The sequence below is a fragment of the Chitinophaga skermanii genome (assembly GCF_003259335.1).
Lineage (GTDB): Bacteria > Bacteroidota > Bacteroidia > Chitinophagales > Chitinophagaceae > Chitinophaga > Chitinophaga skermanii.
Map to the genome: position 1 here is coordinate 108,061 of NZ_QLLL01000001.1, position 16,337 is coordinate 124,397.

Annotated in this window: 15 protein-coding genes and 1 tRNA gene; 7 read left to right on the top strand and 9 right to left on the bottom strand. The window is 40.3% G+C overall.

The annotated features are described in order from the left end of the window. The first annotated feature begins 89 nt into the window (after window positions 1–89). From LX64_RS00490 to LX64_RS00500, 3 genes are all read left to right on the top strand, one after another. Complete coding sequence (locus LX64_RS00490; protein WP_148707143.1) at window positions 90–1,886, top strand: MutS-related protein; 1,797 nt, start codon at window positions 90–92, stop codon at window positions 1,884–1,886. A gap of 69 nt (window positions 1,887–1,955) precedes the next feature. After that, window positions 1,956–3,038 (top strand): PA0069 family radical SAM protein, encoded by a 1,083-nt coding sequence (locus tag LX64_RS00495; RefSeq protein WP_111595649.1) that lies wholly within the window; start codon window positions 1,956–1,958, stop codon window positions 3,036–3,038. A 130-nt stretch (window positions 3,039–3,168) separates the two neighbouring features. Then, on the top strand, window positions 3,169–3,885 hold the full coding sequence (locus LX64_RS00500; protein ID WP_111595650.1) for a DUF2490 domain-containing protein: 717 nt from the start codon (window positions 3,169–3,171) through the stop codon (window positions 3,883–3,885). Between the two features lie 82 nt (window positions 3,886–3,967). On the opposite strand, the gene LX64_RS00505 is transcribed toward LX64_RS00500, so the two are convergent. Beyond that, on the bottom strand, window positions 3,968–4,549 hold the full coding sequence (locus LX64_RS00505; RefSeq protein WP_111595651.1) for a helix-turn-helix domain-containing protein: 582 nt from the start codon (window positions 4,547–4,549) through the stop codon (window positions 3,968–3,970). Between the two features lie 139 nt (window positions 4,550–4,688). Here LX64_RS00505 and LX64_RS00510 point away from each other — a divergent pair, with 139 nt between their 5' ends. Continuing rightward, window positions 4,689–5,261, top strand: a complete 573-nt coding sequence (locus LX64_RS00510) for a MarC family protein (RefSeq protein WP_170132803.1) — start codon at window positions 4,689–4,691, stop codon at window positions 5,259–5,261. A 45-nt stretch (window positions 5,262–5,306) separates the two neighbouring features. Further along, window positions 5,307–5,378 (top strand) — tRNA-Arg (locus LX64_RS00515). 71 nt (window positions 5,379–5,449) lie between these two features. Here LX64_RS00515 and LX64_RS00520 read toward each other — a convergent pair. The 6 genes from LX64_RS00520 to LX64_RS25715 all read right to left on the bottom strand — a co-directional run bounded on the left by LX64_RS00520 (window position 5,450) and on the right by LX64_RS25715 (window position 12,956). Then, the gene (locus LX64_RS00520; RefSeq protein WP_111595652.1) at window positions 5,450–5,974 is read right to left on the bottom strand and encodes a hypothetical protein; all 525 of its coding nucleotides are present in this window, start codon (window positions 5,972–5,974) and stop codon (window positions 5,450–5,452) included. Window positions 5,975–5,981: 7 nt separating this feature from the next. Beyond that, window positions 5,982–6,461, bottom strand: a complete 480-nt coding sequence (locus LX64_RS00525; RefSeq protein WP_111595653.1) for a hypothetical protein — start codon at window positions 6,459–6,461, stop codon at window positions 5,982–5,984. 235 nt (window positions 6,462–6,696) lie between these two features. Next, the gene (locus LX64_RS00530; RefSeq protein ID WP_111595654.1) at window positions 6,697–8,154 is read right to left on the bottom strand and encodes a TolC family protein; all 1,458 of its coding nucleotides are present in this window, start codon (window positions 8,152–8,154) and stop codon (window positions 6,697–6,699) included. Then, the gene (locus tag LX64_RS00535) at window positions 8,147–11,314 is read right to left on the bottom strand and encodes an efflux RND transporter permease subunit (RefSeq protein WP_111595655.1); all 3,168 of its coding nucleotides are present in this window, start codon (window positions 11,312–11,314) and stop codon (window positions 8,147–8,149) included. The genes LX64_RS00530 and LX64_RS00535 overlap by 8 nt, the downstream gene beginning before the upstream one ends. 27 nt (window positions 11,315–11,341) lie before the next feature. Further along, window positions 11,342–12,421: an efflux RND transporter periplasmic adaptor subunit gene (locus tag LX64_RS00540; RefSeq protein ID WP_111596309.1), complete on the bottom strand. Its 1,080-nt coding sequence runs from the start codon at window positions 12,419–12,421 to the stop codon at window positions 11,342–11,344. Window positions 12,422–12,599: 178 nt separating this feature from the next. Next, entirely contained in the window at window positions 12,600–12,956 is a 357-nt protein-coding gene (locus LX64_RS25715) for a hypothetical protein (protein WP_148707144.1), read from the bottom strand. Window positions 12,957–13,571: 615 nt separating this feature from the next. On the opposite strand from LX64_RS25715, the gene LX64_RS00545 reads away from it, so the two are divergent. Both LX64_RS00545 and LX64_RS00550 read left to right on the top strand, forming a co-directional pair. After that, window positions 13,572–13,829 (top strand): DUF4397 domain-containing protein, encoded by a 258-nt coding sequence (locus LX64_RS00545; protein WP_148707145.1) that lies wholly within the window; start codon window positions 13,572–13,574, stop codon window positions 13,827–13,829. 23 nt (window positions 13,830–13,852) lie between these two features. Continuing rightward, the gene (locus tag LX64_RS00550; protein ID WP_148707146.1) at window positions 13,853–14,260 is read left to right on the top strand and encodes a DUF4397 domain-containing protein; all 408 of its coding nucleotides are present in this window, start codon (window positions 13,853–13,855) and stop codon (window positions 14,258–14,260) included. 166 nt (window positions 14,261–14,426) lie between these two features. Here the strand turns inward: LX64_RS00550 and idi are convergent, their stop codons facing one another. Beyond that, window positions 14,427–14,954: an isopentenyl-diphosphate Delta-isomerase gene (gene idi / locus LX64_RS00555; RefSeq protein WP_111595658.1), complete on the bottom strand. Its 528-nt coding sequence runs from the start codon at window positions 14,952–14,954 to the stop codon at window positions 14,427–14,429. 436 nt (window positions 14,955–15,390) lie between these two features. Next, window positions 15,391–15,891 (bottom strand): RNA polymerase sigma factor, encoded by a 501-nt coding sequence (locus LX64_RS00560; RefSeq protein WP_111595659.1) that lies wholly within the window; start codon window positions 15,889–15,891, stop codon window positions 15,391–15,393. Window positions 15,892–16,337 lie beyond the last annotated feature (446 nt).

Consider the following 16,337-nt stretch of genomic DNA (forward strand, 5'->3'; position numbering starts at 1 on the left):
ATACACGCTAGGTTTAATTAGGAAATCGGAACCCGTACCCGCAAGGAGTGCGGGTTTTGAGATTTTATACGGTCAGCAATTAGTATATTGTGGACGTATCACTAGTAAATACTATGCAGGTAGAAACTATTTATTCCGAGCGCATTCATTCATACGATAAGGCCATGCGCGCCAAGCAACAATTGTTGAAAACCTTGGGTATGGTTCGGTTGCTCACGTTTTTGTTGACCTCTTTTTTTGTGTATAAATTGATATTCACGCAGTTCAACACCATTTGGTTATGGCCAATAGCAGCGGGTGTTGTGCTGTTTGGGGTATTGTTAGTGCGATATGTGCGGGTGAAGGAACAATACGTTTTATTAGAGAAGTTATTGTGGATCAATAAAACCGAATTGCAATCGGCTACCGAGTTGCAATGGAACTTCGCTGATGGCAAAGCTTACATCAACGAACAACACGATTTTTCCGGTGACTTGGATGTTTTTGGTGAAGCATCACTCTTTAACTACATTAATCGCACCGGTACATTGCAAGGGGAACTAGCATTGGCTAAAGCCTTGCAGCATCCTCATCAAGATATTCATACCATAGAAGATATACAAAAGGCTGTTCAAACCTTAGCACCTTCCATCGAACTACGACAACATTTCTTAGCAGAAGCCATGTTGGCCCAAGAAAAGAAAGATGATGTGGAAATGTTGAAGAAATGGATTGACATGCCCATGGAGTTCATCAACAATAACTTCTGGCGTTGGTTTAGCTATATTAACCCTGCCTTGCTGATCGCTTCTTTCTTTTACGGTAATAACGGAATTACGTTGTTCTTTTTTGCCCTGAACTGGATAGCCTTATTGCTAAACGTGAGCAAAGTGAATAAACAACATAGCTTGGTATCGAATAAAGAGCGCATGCTGGGCAAATTTGCCGTTTTATTAAAGAAGATGGAAGAAGTACCCAATGCTGCCGATAGCAAGGTTTTAAGCCATCAAGCGGCGCTTGCTAAGGAAGCAGGAGCAAGTTTACAACAGCTATCAAGAATTAATAACTCTTTAGATCAAAGATTAAACATTTTGGTGGCCGTGGTATTGAATTCGATCATCTTGTATGATTTCCATTGCATGTACCGCTTAGAGAAATGGAAACAGCAGAACAGTCAAAGAATTATGGATTGGTTTGCAGCGATCGCCCAAATGGAAGTGCTGAATACCTTCTCCACCTTTGCTTATAACCATCCGCACTATGTATACCCTACCCTTACTAACGAAGCGAATTTAATAGAAGGGAAAGATGTTGGTCATCCCCTAATCCCGGTTGATGCTTGCGTAGCAAATGATATGCAAATAGGTGTAGATGGACAGTTCCACATTATTACCGGCTCGAATATGAGCGGGAAAAGTACCTTTTTACGTAGTGTGGGCGTTAATTTCTTATTGGCCATGCAAGGCGCCCCGGTTTGTGCGCGCGAGTTTAAGTGTTCGCCTGCGCGGATAATGACTTCCATGCGCATTAAAGATTCTATAGCAAGGCATACATCGTACTTCCAAGCGGAGCTGTTACGTTTGCAACACATTATTAAAGTATTGCAAAGTGGGGTGGCTTCCTTCATTATCCTCGACGAAATCCTAAAAGGTACTAACAGCGAGGATAAGCTCACCGGCTCGCGGGAGTTGATTGCCCATTTCCTCCGTTATAATTGCATGGGTATGATTGCTACGCACGATTTGGAATTAGGTCATATGGAAGAAACATATCCTTCCCAAATCCGCAATTATTGCTTCGAAAGCACCATAGAAAACGATCATTTACATTTCGATTACCGTATGCGTAGAGGCGTTGCCCGGAATAAGAACGCTACGTTCCTTATGCGGCAAATGGCTATCATTTAATAATCTCTTTGCTAAAAAATTTGGCGGTACTAAAACAATTAGTATTTTTACTAACAAAATTAGTATCTTATGACGTTGCCATTCCAGGATTCGTCTGCTGAACCCCTATACTATAAAGGTCGTGGTGCCCAATTGAACCCGAAGAATCGTTATTTAGACGAGTGCTACGCGAAGGAGCATCCAGAGGGGATCGATGAGTGGTGGCAATCGGACGTGCCTACGCAAATGATTGAAGAAAATGCGAAAACCTTGGTAAACAAGGTGGATAGTCCAGATGTAGGTATGTGGTATTCCATGAACCCTTACCAGGGTTGCGAGCATGGTTGTATCTATTGTTATGCCCGGAACTCTCACCAGTATTGGGGCTATAGTGCAGGCTTAGATTTTGAACGGAAGATCATTTGTAAAGTGAATGCGCCGGAGTTGTTGAAGAAGTTTTTAGAGAATAAGAACTGGCAACCTAAACCCATATCGCTCAGTGGTAATACCGACTGTTACCAGCCGTTGGAGCGAAAAATGTTCCTTACACGTCAATTACTCGAAGTGGCTTGGGAATACAAACAGCCTGTAGGCATCATTACGAAGAATTCGCTTGTATTGCGCGATAAGTACATCCTGCAACAAATGGCGCAGCATAACCTTGTATGTGTATTTATCTCGTTAACTACCCTGCAAGAAGATTTACGGCAAAAGATGGAGCCACGTACGGCTACTGCCGCCCAGCGTTTAAAAACCATTAAAGAACTTACCGATTTGGGCATTCCGGTGGGTGTAATGACAGCCCCCATTATACCGGGATTGAACGATCATGAAATCCCGCAACTTTTAGAGCAAGCCTCGAAGAACGGCGCCAAGTTCGCCGGTTATACGGTGGCTAGGTTGAACGATGCAGTGAAGATTATATTCAACGACTGGTTATACAAAAACTTCCCCGATAGGGCCGATAAAGTATGGCACATGGTGCAAAGCTTGCATGCAGGGGAAGTGAATGATAGTCATTTTGGTCGCCGCATGACAGGGGACGGTAATATTGCGGCCATCATTAAGCAGCAATTCAAGATACATACTAAAAGATTGGGGATCAATGCCGAGAAATTCGAGTTTAACTGTGAAATGTTCCAGCGTCCAAAAATACAACTGAGTTTATTTTAATTGATATGTCAACTAACTACCTTGTTTAATATATGATGAACGGCCTTGTTGATCGCGGATTATGCATTAATTTTAGCGATTCATCTATGTAAGTTATACCCTTCATCCAAAATAAAACAGCGCAGTTTCTATGATTAAACGAGAGTTAGGACTCCTCGTAATAGCCATGTTGTTGGTTGTTACGAGCGGGAAGGCACAAGTAAGCCAGAATTATCAGCATTGGTACACCTACTTCGGTACCGCAAAAATTAACGACAAGTTTTCTATTCCTTTTGATGTGCAGTTGCGGATTCGTAACGGGATCAGCGATAAAGGTCAAATTTTGACCCGTGGTGGCTTGCAGTACAGTATTAACAAGCGGGCTTCTGCCTTATTGGGGTATGCCTATGTAACCACGTATACCGATCCTTTAGACACTTGGTTTCCAGAACACCGTATGTTTGAACAGTTCATTTACAAAACCCCTATTCGCAAATGGGACATGACGCACCGTTTCCGACTAGAGCAGCGTTGGGTAGGCGTGAAAGGATTGAATGCGGAAGGAGAGAAAGAAATAGCCGATTGGCGTTATGGGAATCGATTACGTTATTGGAACCGGAGTGTTTTGCCGCTTTCCAAGAAGTATTACTTCGTTTTACAAGATGAATTGTTCATGAACTTGTGGGGGAATGATATTAGCAATAAGTTTTACGACCAGAATAGGTTTTTGGCTGCTGTGGGATATAATATCAAATCGAACCTTAAAGTTGACGTGGGTTACATGAACCAGTTTATTCAGGCGGGTAACGGTAGTAAAACAATGAACCACATATTACACATCGGGGTATTCCACAATTTCGATTTATAATATTTATTTGTAATAAATGTAAATCCTCTATAGTCTAAGACCATAGAGGATTTTTTATTGCGCATGATGTGTGCGTAGTTTGTTATTCTGCTTCTTGGAAGAAATAAACCACGAGGATGAGGGCGTCATCGTCGCCGGTATTGGTAGGTTTATGACCTAGCCTGCCATCAAAAAAGATAGAGTCGCCGGTTTCCAGGTGATATACATCGTTTTGGATTTGGTACTCAACGGTACCTTTAATGATGTATTTATATTCGTAGGCATCCGTTTTCACCAATTGGCTGCGACGGGCACCTTTTTTAAGCTCGAGGATAACGATATCGATAGGATTATTCTTCATATTCCTCGTCAGCACCCTCCTATATTGGAACCCTTTCGCATTTTCTTTTTCGAAGGGTTGATAGGAGTCCTTCTTTTTGACGATTACCTTAGCCGACTGGTTTTTATAGTTTATGTCGTTAAAGAATTCGTTCATATCGAGGTTAAGTGCCCGGATAATATTAACTAAAACGAGTAAAGAGGGTACGGTACGATTGTTTTCGATTTGGGAGATAAGCCCTTTGCTGACGTCGGCTTTATCGGCTAATTCCTGTACGGTAATGCCTTTTGACTTGCGCTTTTCCTTTATTTTATTACTAATTTGAATAATGATATCCTCTTGCATGGGCGAAATATTGTAATTTTTGGATCATATAAACGTGGATTAACAACTGGCAAAACTTTCTCAAAATTATAATATGTAAATTAAACTGTTTGCTTTGATTAGTAAATGAATAATATACTTTTGTAAAAATTAACATGACATGCTGCTCCGTTTCGACCAAATTCTAACGATTTCGTTCACCTTGTTTGCAGTGATCGATATTTTGGGCTCGATTCCCGTGCTCATTTCCCTTAAAGAAAAGATTGGAGAAATTAACGCTGGTAAGGCTACGCTTGCCTCGGGATTTTTGATGATTTTGTTCTTATTAGTGGGTGAACCCTTCTTGAAGTTAATGAGTGTTGACGTAAAATCTTTCGCCGTAGCCGGTTCGATTGTGATTTTCGTTATTGGGTTGGAGATGATTTTGGGTATTGAATTCTTTAAAAACGACAACGACACCAAAACAGGTAGCCTTGTTCCTATTGCCTTCCCGTTAATCGCCGGATCGGGTACTTTAACGACGATTATGTCATTAAAAGCCGATTTTAATGATATTAACATTGCGGCGGGCATTGTAGTGAATTTGGTGATTATTTACGTTGTGCTGCGTTGTTTAACCTATATAGAACGGATTTTAGGCAAAGCTGGGTTGATGGTGGTTCGTAAGTTTTTCGGGGTAATACTTTTAGCCATTGCCGTAAAAATCTTCAAAAGCAATATTGGGAACCTCTAGTTTATTTCAATAATTAACTTAGTTTTGCGTTCCAAATTTTAGGTTGGTCCCGTAGTACAATGGATAGTACGTAAGTCTCCGGAACTTAATATACAGGTTCGATTCCTGTCGGGACTACAAAGAAAAAGTCGGCTGATGGCCGACTTTTTTGATTATAAATTGAGCTTTTATGCTTATATTATACGTACCTATTGAGGAACCGGATATTCACATCGTTGTTCCAGAGAAGATTTGTAAGTGAAAAAATTTAAATTGTCTTCTTTAAGACGTAGGCAATTCAAATCTATTTTAGCTAAGGCAAGATTGTATAGTTGATCAAAGTATGATATGACCTTATCTAGCTCTCTTACGGCTTTGGCAAAGTATTTTTCAGAAGTATGAAAAGCACTAGCAGTTCTTTCGTCTGGATTATCACTACATAAATAGCGTGCTCTTCTGGAAAGATTCTGCAATTTTACGTAAGCTAGGTATATCGCTTCTGGAAGTTTTGAAACAGATAAAATATTGTAAGGATTTAGTACATTATTAACCTGTTCATGAGATCGATAGTGATTATCAGATTTTTGCACAATATGAGCATTCACTAAATGAACCGCTACATAGAAAGACACCGTAACCTGCCAATCCCATTGTGAATTTATCCTCGCATTTACATCTGATAGAAACTGTATATTTTGCTTTGCTTGGTGAATGTGTTCAAGAAAAGTTGCCAAGGCCTGGTTATTTTAATTGCTTATAATGAGGTGGAACAGATTGGGAATCAGATTTTTCAACTATTGTAGATGATATGTAAAAACCATATCCAGCATATTTGGAATTAACTTTTGCTTCAGTAAGTATTAGGTTGTCTTCTGCAGCAATATCATCATTTTCAATTTCAGCCCATACAAGAATTTTTGAATCTGATAAATCTAACGCAAGATGAATAGGTTTAGCAGCAGATTCATTTAAGAATTGTAAGTAATCAAATATCAGGTTTCGTAAGAAAACCATTGTTGTCATTGATCTACTCATCTTCGAAAGCTCTAATTCATTTCCACTCATCATTGTATTGTAGAATAAGACTTTATCAGTAGACGCGGTATCTGTTTCTAATAAAAATTTATCAGTAGTAATCTGCGCAATTAGCTCATTGAACCAATCTTGCATACTAGTTTGTGGCGAAGTTGAATTGATTATATTTTCATTTTCTTGCACCATAAAGATGTGGTTTTAGTATTGGGGAACCAAATTTATACAAATGTACTTATTAGAAGTACCAAAAGCAAAAAGAAATGTTGATAAATGCAGCCTTGGCTTAAAGGTATTTATCTATCTATTAACAGAGATAGCACTGTAGTTTAGTATAAAATTAAATGTTGAAATGTAGAAAATAAAAAAGGACCGATCTCTCGATCGGCCCTCATTATATACTGGCTGTAACACAAATACTCGCTTATTTCCATCCGCCACCTAAGCCACGGTAAACATTCACCACGGCAGCTAATTGTTGCTTCTTTGTTTCAATTACTTCCAATTTCGCCTCTAATGCATCGCGCTGCGTCATCAATACTTCCAAATAGTCGGCACGAGCATTTCTAAAGAGATCCGTTGATATATCAATGGATTTTGTTAATGCATCTACCTGGCGGGATTTCAAGTCGAAACTCTTATCCAAGTTGCTGATTTTAGACAGTTCGTTCGCTACTTCTAAGTACGCATTTAGAATGGTGCGTTCATAGTTATACATCGCTTGTAATTGGCGTGCATTCGCTGAATTGAACTCCGCTTTGATCGCATTCTTATTAATTAACGGAGTTACTAAATCGGCTGTTAATGAATATAACAACGATTCGGGGAATCTAAATAAATAGGAAGGTTTAAACGCTTGGAACCCCACAGCCGCCGAAATACCAACGGATGGATAGAATTCTGCGCGTGCCACTTTCACATCTAATTTCGCGGCTACTAATTCCAATTCTGCTTGCTTAATATCTGGCCTGTTTTCCAACAATTGAGCAGGAATACCTGTTTTAACCGGCGATGGTAACAAGGCTAAGAAATTGGATTTATCGCGTGGAATTTCTTGTGGGAAGCGGCCCAACAAGAAGTTCAAACGATTTTCGGTTTCGCGTACATCTTGTAACAAGTCGTACTCCAAGCTTTGTGATTTCAATACTTCCGCTTGGAACTTTTGTACAGCTAATTCCGTTGCTTTCGTAGCCTCTTTTTGGATTTTTACTACTTCTAATGCATTCTTTTGTAGCTCGATGTTCTGGCGAACTATCGCGAGTTGATTATCAAGTGCAAGCAATTCGTAGTATGAGTTGGCTACTTCTGCCACCAAGTTGGTAATTACGAAATTTCGTCCTTCCATAGTAGCGAGGTAACGCTCGATCGCTGCTTTTTTAGCATTGTGGAGTTTGCTCCAAATGTCGGCTTCCCAACTTGAGTATAACGACAAACCAAAGTCTGCTAATGGGTCTGGTACTTCTTTACCAGGTGTAATTTCTGTAGAAGCATCGCCAGCACCTTGGCTTGTATAGCGGCCCACTTTTTCAACACCAGCTCCTACCCTTGCACCAACTGTTGGCAACAAAGCACTATGCCTAAAACGAACATCGTTTTTCGCGATTTCAATTTCTTGCAAAGTCATCATCAACTCCTGGTTATGTACTAATGCCGTATCGATTAAGTTAACGAGATCTTTATCTGTGAAGAACTCGCGCCATTTGATCAATGAGCTATTAGTAGTATCGCTTGAACCAACAGCAATCGTATCGATCGGTTGATTGAAAGCTTGGGGAACCGACCTGTTTTCAGTTTGCTGTGTACCTTTCGGTACATTGCAACTAGCGATGGCTAGGGAAACTCCTAACACACTAAGGCAGGTATATTTCCTCGATTTAAACATTGTGATCAATTTCTTCTGTTAATGGATTTTCTTCTTCGCCTTTTACAAGGATGTGTTTTTCAGATATTTTGCCGAAGATGTAATACAACCCCGGTACAATCACCACACCAAACACGGTCCCGAATAACATACCGCCGGCTGCTGCAGTACCGATCGTACGGTTACCCAATGCTCCTGGACCTTTCGCCAATACTAAGGGAATCAAACCCGCGATAAATGCAAAGGATGTCATCAAAATCGGGCGGAAACGCACTTTTGCACCTTCCATAGCAGCTTTGATAACAGATTCACCTGCACGGTGTTTCTGTACAGCAAATTCTACGATCAATACGGCGTTTTTACCTAATAAACCAATCAACATTACCAGCGCTACTTGCGCGTAAATGTTGTTTTCTAATCCCAATAATTTCAACAGTAAAAACGCACCGAAAATACCCGCCGGTAAAGAAAGAATAACGGCCAATGGTAAAATGAAACTTTCGTATTGTGCGGAAAGAATTAAGTAAACGAAGCCCAAACAAATCAAGAAGATATAAATGGCTTCATTACCTCGAGCAACCTCGTCTTTAGAGATACCAGCCCAATCAATACCATAACCACGTGGTAGGGCTTTCTTCGCTACTTCGTTGATAGCATTAATAGCTTCACCCGAACTAAAACCTGGTGCTGCTGAACCTTGGATTTCCGCGGCTGCATACATATTATGACGAGTAATCTCGGATAAACCATATACTTTCTCCATCGTCATAAATGCCGAGAAAGGTACCATCTCATCACGATCATTTTTCACATACAATTTCATAATGTCTTCTGGCAACGCTCGGTATTGTGGCGATGCTTGCACCATTACTTTATATTGACGGCCGAATTTGATGAAGTTGGTTTCGTAGTTGGAACCAACAAGTGTCGACATCGTAGACATCGCATTATCGATTGTTACGCCTTTTTGTTGGGCAATATCATTATCGATGTGCAACATATATTGTGGGAAGCTCGCGCTGTAGAAGGTGAAAACGGATTGTAATTCTTTCCGTTTACTTAACTCGGCTACGAATTCGCGGGCCACCGTTTCCATTTTCTTATAATCGCCAGAGCCTGTTTTATCTAACAAGCGTAGCTCGAAACCGCCTGCAGCACCATAACCTGGTACGGCCGGTGGTTGGAAGAATTCAATTGCAGCACCTGGAATATCTTTTGCTTTTTCTTCCAGTTCTTCTATGATTTCTGTGGCGGATTGTTTACGTTCTTCCCAAGGCTTTAAGTTAATCAAACATGTACCAGAGTTAGCACCGGTACCTTCTGTTAAAATCTCGTAACCGGCCAAAGAGGATACAGATTGTACACCTTCGATTTCTTCTGAAATCTTTTGGAGACGTTCCGATACTTGGTTGGTTCTTTCTAAAGAAGAACCCGGAGGTGTTTGTATAATCGCGTAGATCATACCTTGGTCTTCGTTCGGAATGAAACCGGATGGCACTTTACTGCTCACATACCATGTACCAATACAGAATGCAATCAATATCCCGAACGTTACTACCCTACGGTTAATGATTTTACTTAACAAGTTGGTATATCTACCTGTAAGCTTATTGAACTGTTTATTGAAACCATCGAGGAATTTATCAACCGGTGATTTCTTCTTATTAGTACCATGGTTGTTCTTCAACATCATTGCACAAAGTGCCGGCGTTAAGGTTAACGCTACGATACCCGATAAGATAATGGAAGTAGCCATGGTGATAGAGAACTGGCGATAGAAGATACCTACCGGTCCCGACATAAATGCTACAGGAATGAATACCGCCGCCATCAAGAATGTAATGGCAATGATCGCACCACTGATCTCATGCATGGCTTCCATGGTTGCTTTCTTCGGTGATAGATGTTTTTCTTCCATCTTCGCATGCACCGCTTCAATTACTACAATCGCATCATCGACCACGATACCAATTGCCAATACCAAGGCAAACAACGTAATCAAGTTCAATGTAATGCCAAAGAACTGCATGAATACGAAAGTTCCCACTAAGGATACAGGTACAGCAATCGCAGGGATTAATGTGGAACGCCAGTCGCCAAGGAATAGGAATACTACCAAACCCACGAGGATAAACGCTTCCACTAATGTGTGTACTACTTTTTCGATAGAAGCATCGAGGAACTTGGATACGTCGTACGAAATTTCATAGTGAATACCTTTCGGGAACGAGTTGGCTTGGATTTCTTTCATCTTCGCCTTCACATCTTTAATAACTTGGCTGGCATTACTACCATACGATTGTTTCAATACAATCGCAGCGGAAGAGTGACCGTTTAAGTTAGAATACAAATCGTACATGGAGCTACCAAATTCCACGTCGGCTACATCCTTCAAACGGAGCAATTCGCCGTTCGGGCTGGAGCGTAAGATGATATTTTCGTAGCCTTCTTTCGTGGTAAAACGACCCGGATATTTCAATACATATTCGAACGCTTGGGATCTTTTACCAGAGCTTTCACCCGTTTTACCTGGAGAGGCTTCCAAGCTTTGTTCATTCAAAGACTTCATCACTTCTTCAGCCGAAATCTTGTATGCTAGCATACGATCAGGTTTTAACCAGATACGCATCGCATATTCACGGTTACCCAAAATTTCGGCATAACCAACACCATCCACCCTTTTCAATTCTGGTAGGATATTGATGTCGGCATAGTTGTACAAGAATTTCTGATCCATTTTCGGATCATCACTATACAAGTTTACGTACATCAACATGTTGGATTCTTCGCGGGTGATTTTCACACCTTCGCGGACAACCAATGGTGGGAGCTTGTTAACTACTGAAGCTACGCGGTTTTGTACGTTAAGAGATGCTACGTTGGGATCGGTACCAAGATTGAATACAACTTGAATAGTTGCTTCACCATCGTTACCCGCATCCGACGCCATATATTTCATGCCAGGAACCCCGTTAATGGCGCGTTCCAAAGGAATTACGACAGATTTAATCAGCAATTCGTTGTTGGCACCCGGGTATTCGGCCGTAATATTCACTTTCGGAGGAGAAATTGATGGGAACTGTGTTACCGGCAAATGCGTCATTGCCAACACACCCATAAATACGATGATGAGTGATATTACTATAGACAGGACGGGCCTGTGTATAAATTTATTAAACATTGAACTTCACAATTAGGAATGAAACTTTTATTCCGCTCTCAAGCGCAAACTCGCCAACACTTCTTCGGGCTTGATGTACTCGAACTGGATTTTATCGTCGTCTTTTGCTTTTTGCACGCCATCCAACAAGATTTTATCGCCCTCGCTGAGGCCATTATCTACTACGAATAAATCTGGCATACGACCGGCGATATTGATGTTGCGGGATTTCACGACGTTATTTTTATCGATTACAAAGACATAGAGTTTGTCTTGAATTTCGTACGTCGCTTTTTGCGGGATGACTAAGGCGTTTCTTAGGGGAACGGTCATTTGTACTTTACCGGTTTCTCCATGTTTTAATAGCCTATCTGGGTTTGCAAAACGTGCTCTGAACGCGATATTACCAGTTTCGCTGTCGAATTCGCTTTCAATTGTTTCCACGTCTCCTTTTACAGGGAGTGGTTGGTTGTTGGCAAGTAATAAGGTCACTTTTGTATTACCACGATTTTTTGTGTTGGTTTGGTAATCCAAGTATTCGGGTTCCGAAACGTTGAAGTACGCGAACATTTGGCTGTTATCGGAAAGGCTGGTTAATAACTCGCCTTCATCGATTAAGCTTCCTAATTTTTTTGGCAATCTGTCGATGGTGCCTTCAAATGGCGCCCTAATTTCGGTAAAAGAAAGGTGAAGTTTTGCTAAAGCGATTTCAGCATTTGCTTGGTCGAGCTTGGCTTTGGCCATTGCTTGCTCATTCTTGGAAACGATGTTTTTGTCGACTAAGGCTGTTGAGTTTTGGTACTCGATTTCAGCGGCTTTCCCTTCAGCTTGCGCTTTTAATAATTCGGCTTCATACACTTTAGGCATGATGCGGAATAGTAATTGGCCGGCTTTTACGTACTGACCTTCGTCTACGAAAATCTTTTCGAGATAACCCTTTTCTTGTGCGCGAATTTCGATGTTGCGCACTGAGCGGATTTGGGATACATATTCTTTCGTAAAAGAAGTATCCACTTTCATTGGGTTTGTTACGGTGAACTTCGTGGCTGTTTCTTTTTCTTCGTGTTTTGAGATACAGCTTTGGCAGAACAGGGCAATAACACCCGTGAACATGACAATTCTCTTCATGATATTATTGGAAATTAAGCGATTGGTTGCGCAGAAACCAGGGTGTGCCTGGCATACAAATGGTGGCACAGTTTGACCAAAGTAGGCAGTAATTAAGCAAACGGTTAAACGGAATGCATGTAAAAGCACCCCAACTACGCATGGTTATGCCGTTGGAAACTGGAATTCACACGAAGAATCAGATTCTAAGTGCGCTATGTTTGATGTAGATGTATGATGAAAGATCGTAGCATCCCGGGGGAGCATGATGGCTACTATATAAGAAAGTAAGTATCGATTGATATGAATTGATAGCTGAATAGCTGACCAATAATTTATACTTGCGAGCAAATGAAGAATGAGGGTCTTCATCAAAAACATCATCTGTTATCAAATGATCCCCTTCCTTATCAATATTTAAATCTTTAATAAGCGTGGTAGAAGAATGATCGATGATATGATGGCGAGCACGGTCATAGCGAATGCGGGTGTTGTCCTTCCGGGCACCGGCTATTACATACCCATCTCCTAACAATAGGAGAATACATATGTGCAAAAATATTTTTACCGCTATTCTCATTCTGAAATCAAAAGTAGTAAAAGATTGATTGTTGGTTAGTGTCCAGGCCTCCAGTTGCCAGTCAACAAAAGGTTAAATTTTGTAGAATGTAACACTAGTAAGCATTTGAGGGTACTTTGAACCGCCTTAAAATGTGCTTAATTTTGATGCAATTTTCACCAGGCTCATTTTTTTTCGGTCGATTCGCCACATTTCTTACAATTTTTAATCACCAATTATTCATAAAAAATGCCTGCTTCCGGAAAAGCAAGCATTCAATTTTTAGCCAAAAGCTATCTCTTTTGCAAGAGAATAACCATTTCGCAGGCAGCTAGGGACCGCCTGCAATTATCAAAATACATGCTTATGTTACAACTGCGTCAAGCCGAAACTTGCGCATGCTATTTTAGGGAAAACGTTGGTTCTTTGGTTTGTTGGTACTAGTAAGACGCTTGGAAATTGCCTTCACCCTATTCTTTTCCAAAATATTTTTTCTAGCTATCAAAACATCGCCTGAATGGTCAACAATTTCCCTTTTCTTTGCGTTCTTCCTATACGGGAAACCACGAACCAGTCAGAGAAACCAATTCATAAACCTCGAAAACAGACATCATGCGAATGCGCATTGGCCTTTTACTACTCTTTTTATGTAGCACCTTATTATTTGTTAGCTGTACTAGTGATGACGATGATGATATTGATACAGGTGCATTGGTGGTGATGAACACTTCGCCCAATAGTACCCCGGTAGATTTTTTCCTCGATGGCCGGCAAGTTAACACCTCCCCTATGGCTTACCCTAACAATTCGGGTTATTTTAATGCTTATGCCGGGCAAAGATTGTTGCAAGTAAATATGGGGGGCAGGTAAAGGTTACGGAAACCCTCAACATTATGAAGAACAGCTTCTACAGTATGTTCCTCATCGATTCGGCATCAAAACTCAAGCCCATGTTCGTTACCGATAACTTTTCGGGCAGCACATTGAAGGCAAATGTTCGTTTTTTTAATGTAAGTCCGAATAGTGCTACTGTGACAGTAGGCTTATTGCAAGGCACTACATTTACGCCATTATTTTCGAACCGTGGGTTTGAAACACAAACCAGTGGTACGGCGAATGAAAAGTTCATAGAAGTTACGCCTGGGGTATATTCTGTCCAGGTGAGAAGAGCAAGTGATGGTTTTGTTCTGCTAACAGCAAATGATGTTACTTTACAGAATGGTAGGTATTATACGCAAGTGCTGCGGGGGTTCAATTCTGTAGAAGCGCCATTAATTTTACAAACGCTTATGAATCATTAGTTTTTAAATTGATATAGCGATGTAATGAACTGGTTTTGTTGCGGTTGTAGGCATAAAACCACTGTTTACTCTTACTTTACTCATGGTAATCCAACGGATTAAATCAGTACCGGTAAAAAGTAAAGAAGATAGCATAAAGGTCTTTCCTTACAAGGGAAGGCCTTTTTTATGCATGTGCCTTAACTGCCCATGCCTGTACTTTGTGAAATGCTTCTTTAAACCAGAAAGTAAACTGCCCTGGTTTGGTTTGGAGTAAATGGTGGATGTCGTCGAGGGAATAGTAGCCAAAGTCTTGTACTTCCGACTTTTCGGGTACAATATCGCCGTCGTAATAGCCTACCAGTACGTGGTCGAATTCATGTTCTGTGAGGTTATTGTCGAGTTGGGCCTTATATGTGAAGGAAAATATCTCTGTTAATTCGCATTCGAATCCCATTTCTTCGCGTAACCTACGTTTTGCGCCGGTTATTAGATCTTCCCCGAGAATGGGATGGGAACAACAAGCATTCGTCCATAAGCCACCGGAATGGTACTTTTCCGTTGCGCGTTGATGGAGGAGCATTTCGTGTTGATGATTGAAAATAAAGATAGAAAAAGCCCGGTGTAGCAAACCTTTTTCGTGTGCTTCGAGTTTTTCCATGGTGCCTACGGGTTCATCTTGTTCGTTCACTAGGATAACAGGGGCGTGTATCATAAACGCGTGATTATAAGTTAGATATTGCTGCCAGGTCGTCAAAAACTTTGCCGTTCTTTATAAAGATAGTATACAAAGTTTAGATTTTACAGGAAAAAGGGTAACAAGCGGGGCTTAAGGGGGATATAAAAAAAGTAAGTAACGGAACAAATAAGTTCAGTTACTTACTTTTTATTGAACAACATTTGTGTTTTCGCTCCTCGTTGCCTTGGAGAGATATTGAATTTTTTGGAAAAACTAAGTGAAAGATAGTCGATATGGGTGTTGGGTTATTTTCATAGTAAAATACAAGTTTTGCGGTTCACAATGATTTTCAACTAAACTGATAAGCATGCAGAAACAAGGGCCAGTATTAATTTTTACCGGATATGGTTCTAAAAGAAAATGAGGTTTGTCTCGAACAAGCTAGTGGTTAAAATTAGCGACTACATTCACATTAGTGCCTTGCTACTTGGGCTTTTAACATTTTTCGGGCGAAGTGGATACGGCTTTTGATGGTACCCAGTGGTTCATCTAGTAAATCGGCGATTTCGTAATATTTGAAACCATCGAGATAAAGTAAGAAAGGCTTTTTGAAGATAACGGGTAGCGTGTGAACGGCTACTTGTATATCTTTTACTCTTAAGCCTGATTCTGCTTGATTACCAATGATTACTTGGTTGGAGTTCAACAAGAAATCGTTGGTAGAATTGTCAAAACAGAAGTGTTGTTTGGATTTGCGCCGGTAGTTATTAATAAAGATATTCCTCATAATGGTATACAGCCAGGCCCGGATATTAGTACCGGCAAGGTACTTTTCTTGGTTGGAGATGGCTCTAAACATTGTTTCTTGGAAGAGATCTTTAGCTGATTCGGCGTCTTTGGTTAGCGTAATCGCGAACGGTTTGAGAAAATCAGCATTGCTCAATAATAGGGTGTTGAATTCAGCGGATGACATATTGTTTAATTTTTGCTTGACTAATTTAAACAAAATTAATGTTCATTCCAACAATTTCCATCATTTTTTCAAAGGAAAGAAATTCTCTCGCACTCTTAACATTTTCATAATCAGTATTTAAATATACAGAAAATAATATAAACGCGGAAATTTTAGATTTTGGAGCGTTTGGGATTCTGTTTAACTGTTTATGTATAAATAATTAAACAAATGTTATAATGTTGATATGTTACTGTAGGTTTTCCTGTATAAAATAATATACGGTAGTTTGCACAGTTTGGATTGAAATTTGTTAACAAACGGGGTGCCATTCTTTAAAGGTCGGAATAGTTTATAGTTGATGAATGGTTTTCAATCTATTATCATTTATATGGTATTTTTAATAAATTTGCCTGCCTTTTTCAAGGTAAATGCCTTGAAAATTGGGAATGTTGGTTTATTGGATA

Excerpts from the sequence above, each read along its gene's own strand:
- LX64_RS00495 (WP_111595649.1), top strand. The coding sequence starts at position 1,956 with ATGACGTTGCCATTCCAGGATTCGTCTGCTGAACCCCTATACTATAAA.
- LX64_RS00500 (WP_111595650.1), top strand. The coding sequence starts at position 3,169 with ATGATTAAACGAGAGTTAGGACTCCTCGTAATAGCCATGTTGTTGGTT.
- LX64_RS00505 (WP_111595651.1), bottom strand. The coding sequence starts at position 4,549 with ATGCAAGAGGATATCATTATTCAAATTAGTAATAAAATAAAGGAAAAG.
- LX64_RS00510 (WP_170132803.1), top strand. The coding sequence starts at position 4,689 with ATGCTGCTCCGTTTCGACCAAATTCTAACGATTTCGTTCACCTTGTTT.
- LX64_RS00525 (WP_111595653.1), bottom strand. The coding sequence starts at position 6,461 with ATGGTGCAAGAAAATGAAAATATAATCAATTCAACTTCGCCACAAACT.
- LX64_RS00530 (WP_111595654.1), bottom strand. The coding sequence starts at position 8,154 with ATGTTTAAATCGAGGAAATATACCTGCCTTAGTGTGTTAGGAGTTTCC.
- LX64_RS00535 (WP_111595655.1), bottom strand. The coding sequence starts at position 11,314 with ATGTTTAATAAATTTATACACAGGCCCGTCCTGTCTATAGTAATATCA.
- LX64_RS00540 (WP_111596309.1), bottom strand. The coding sequence starts at position 12,421 with ATGAAGAGAATTGTCATGTTCACGGGTGTTATTGCCCTGTTCTGCCAA.
- LX64_RS00545 (WP_148707145.1), top strand. The coding sequence starts at position 13,572 with ATGCGAATGCGCATTGGCCTTTTACTACTCTTTTTATGTAGCACCTTA.
- LX64_RS00550 (WP_148707146.1), top strand. The coding sequence starts at position 13,853 with ATGAAGAACAGCTTCTACAGTATGTTCCTCATCGATTCGGCATCAAAA.
- idi (WP_111595658.1), bottom strand. The coding sequence starts at position 14,954 with ATGATACACGCCCCTGTTATCCTAGTGAACGAACAAGATGAACCCGTA.
- LX64_RS00560 (WP_111595659.1), bottom strand. The coding sequence starts at position 15,891 with ATGTCATCCGCTGAATTCAACACCCTATTATTGAGCAATGCTGATTTT.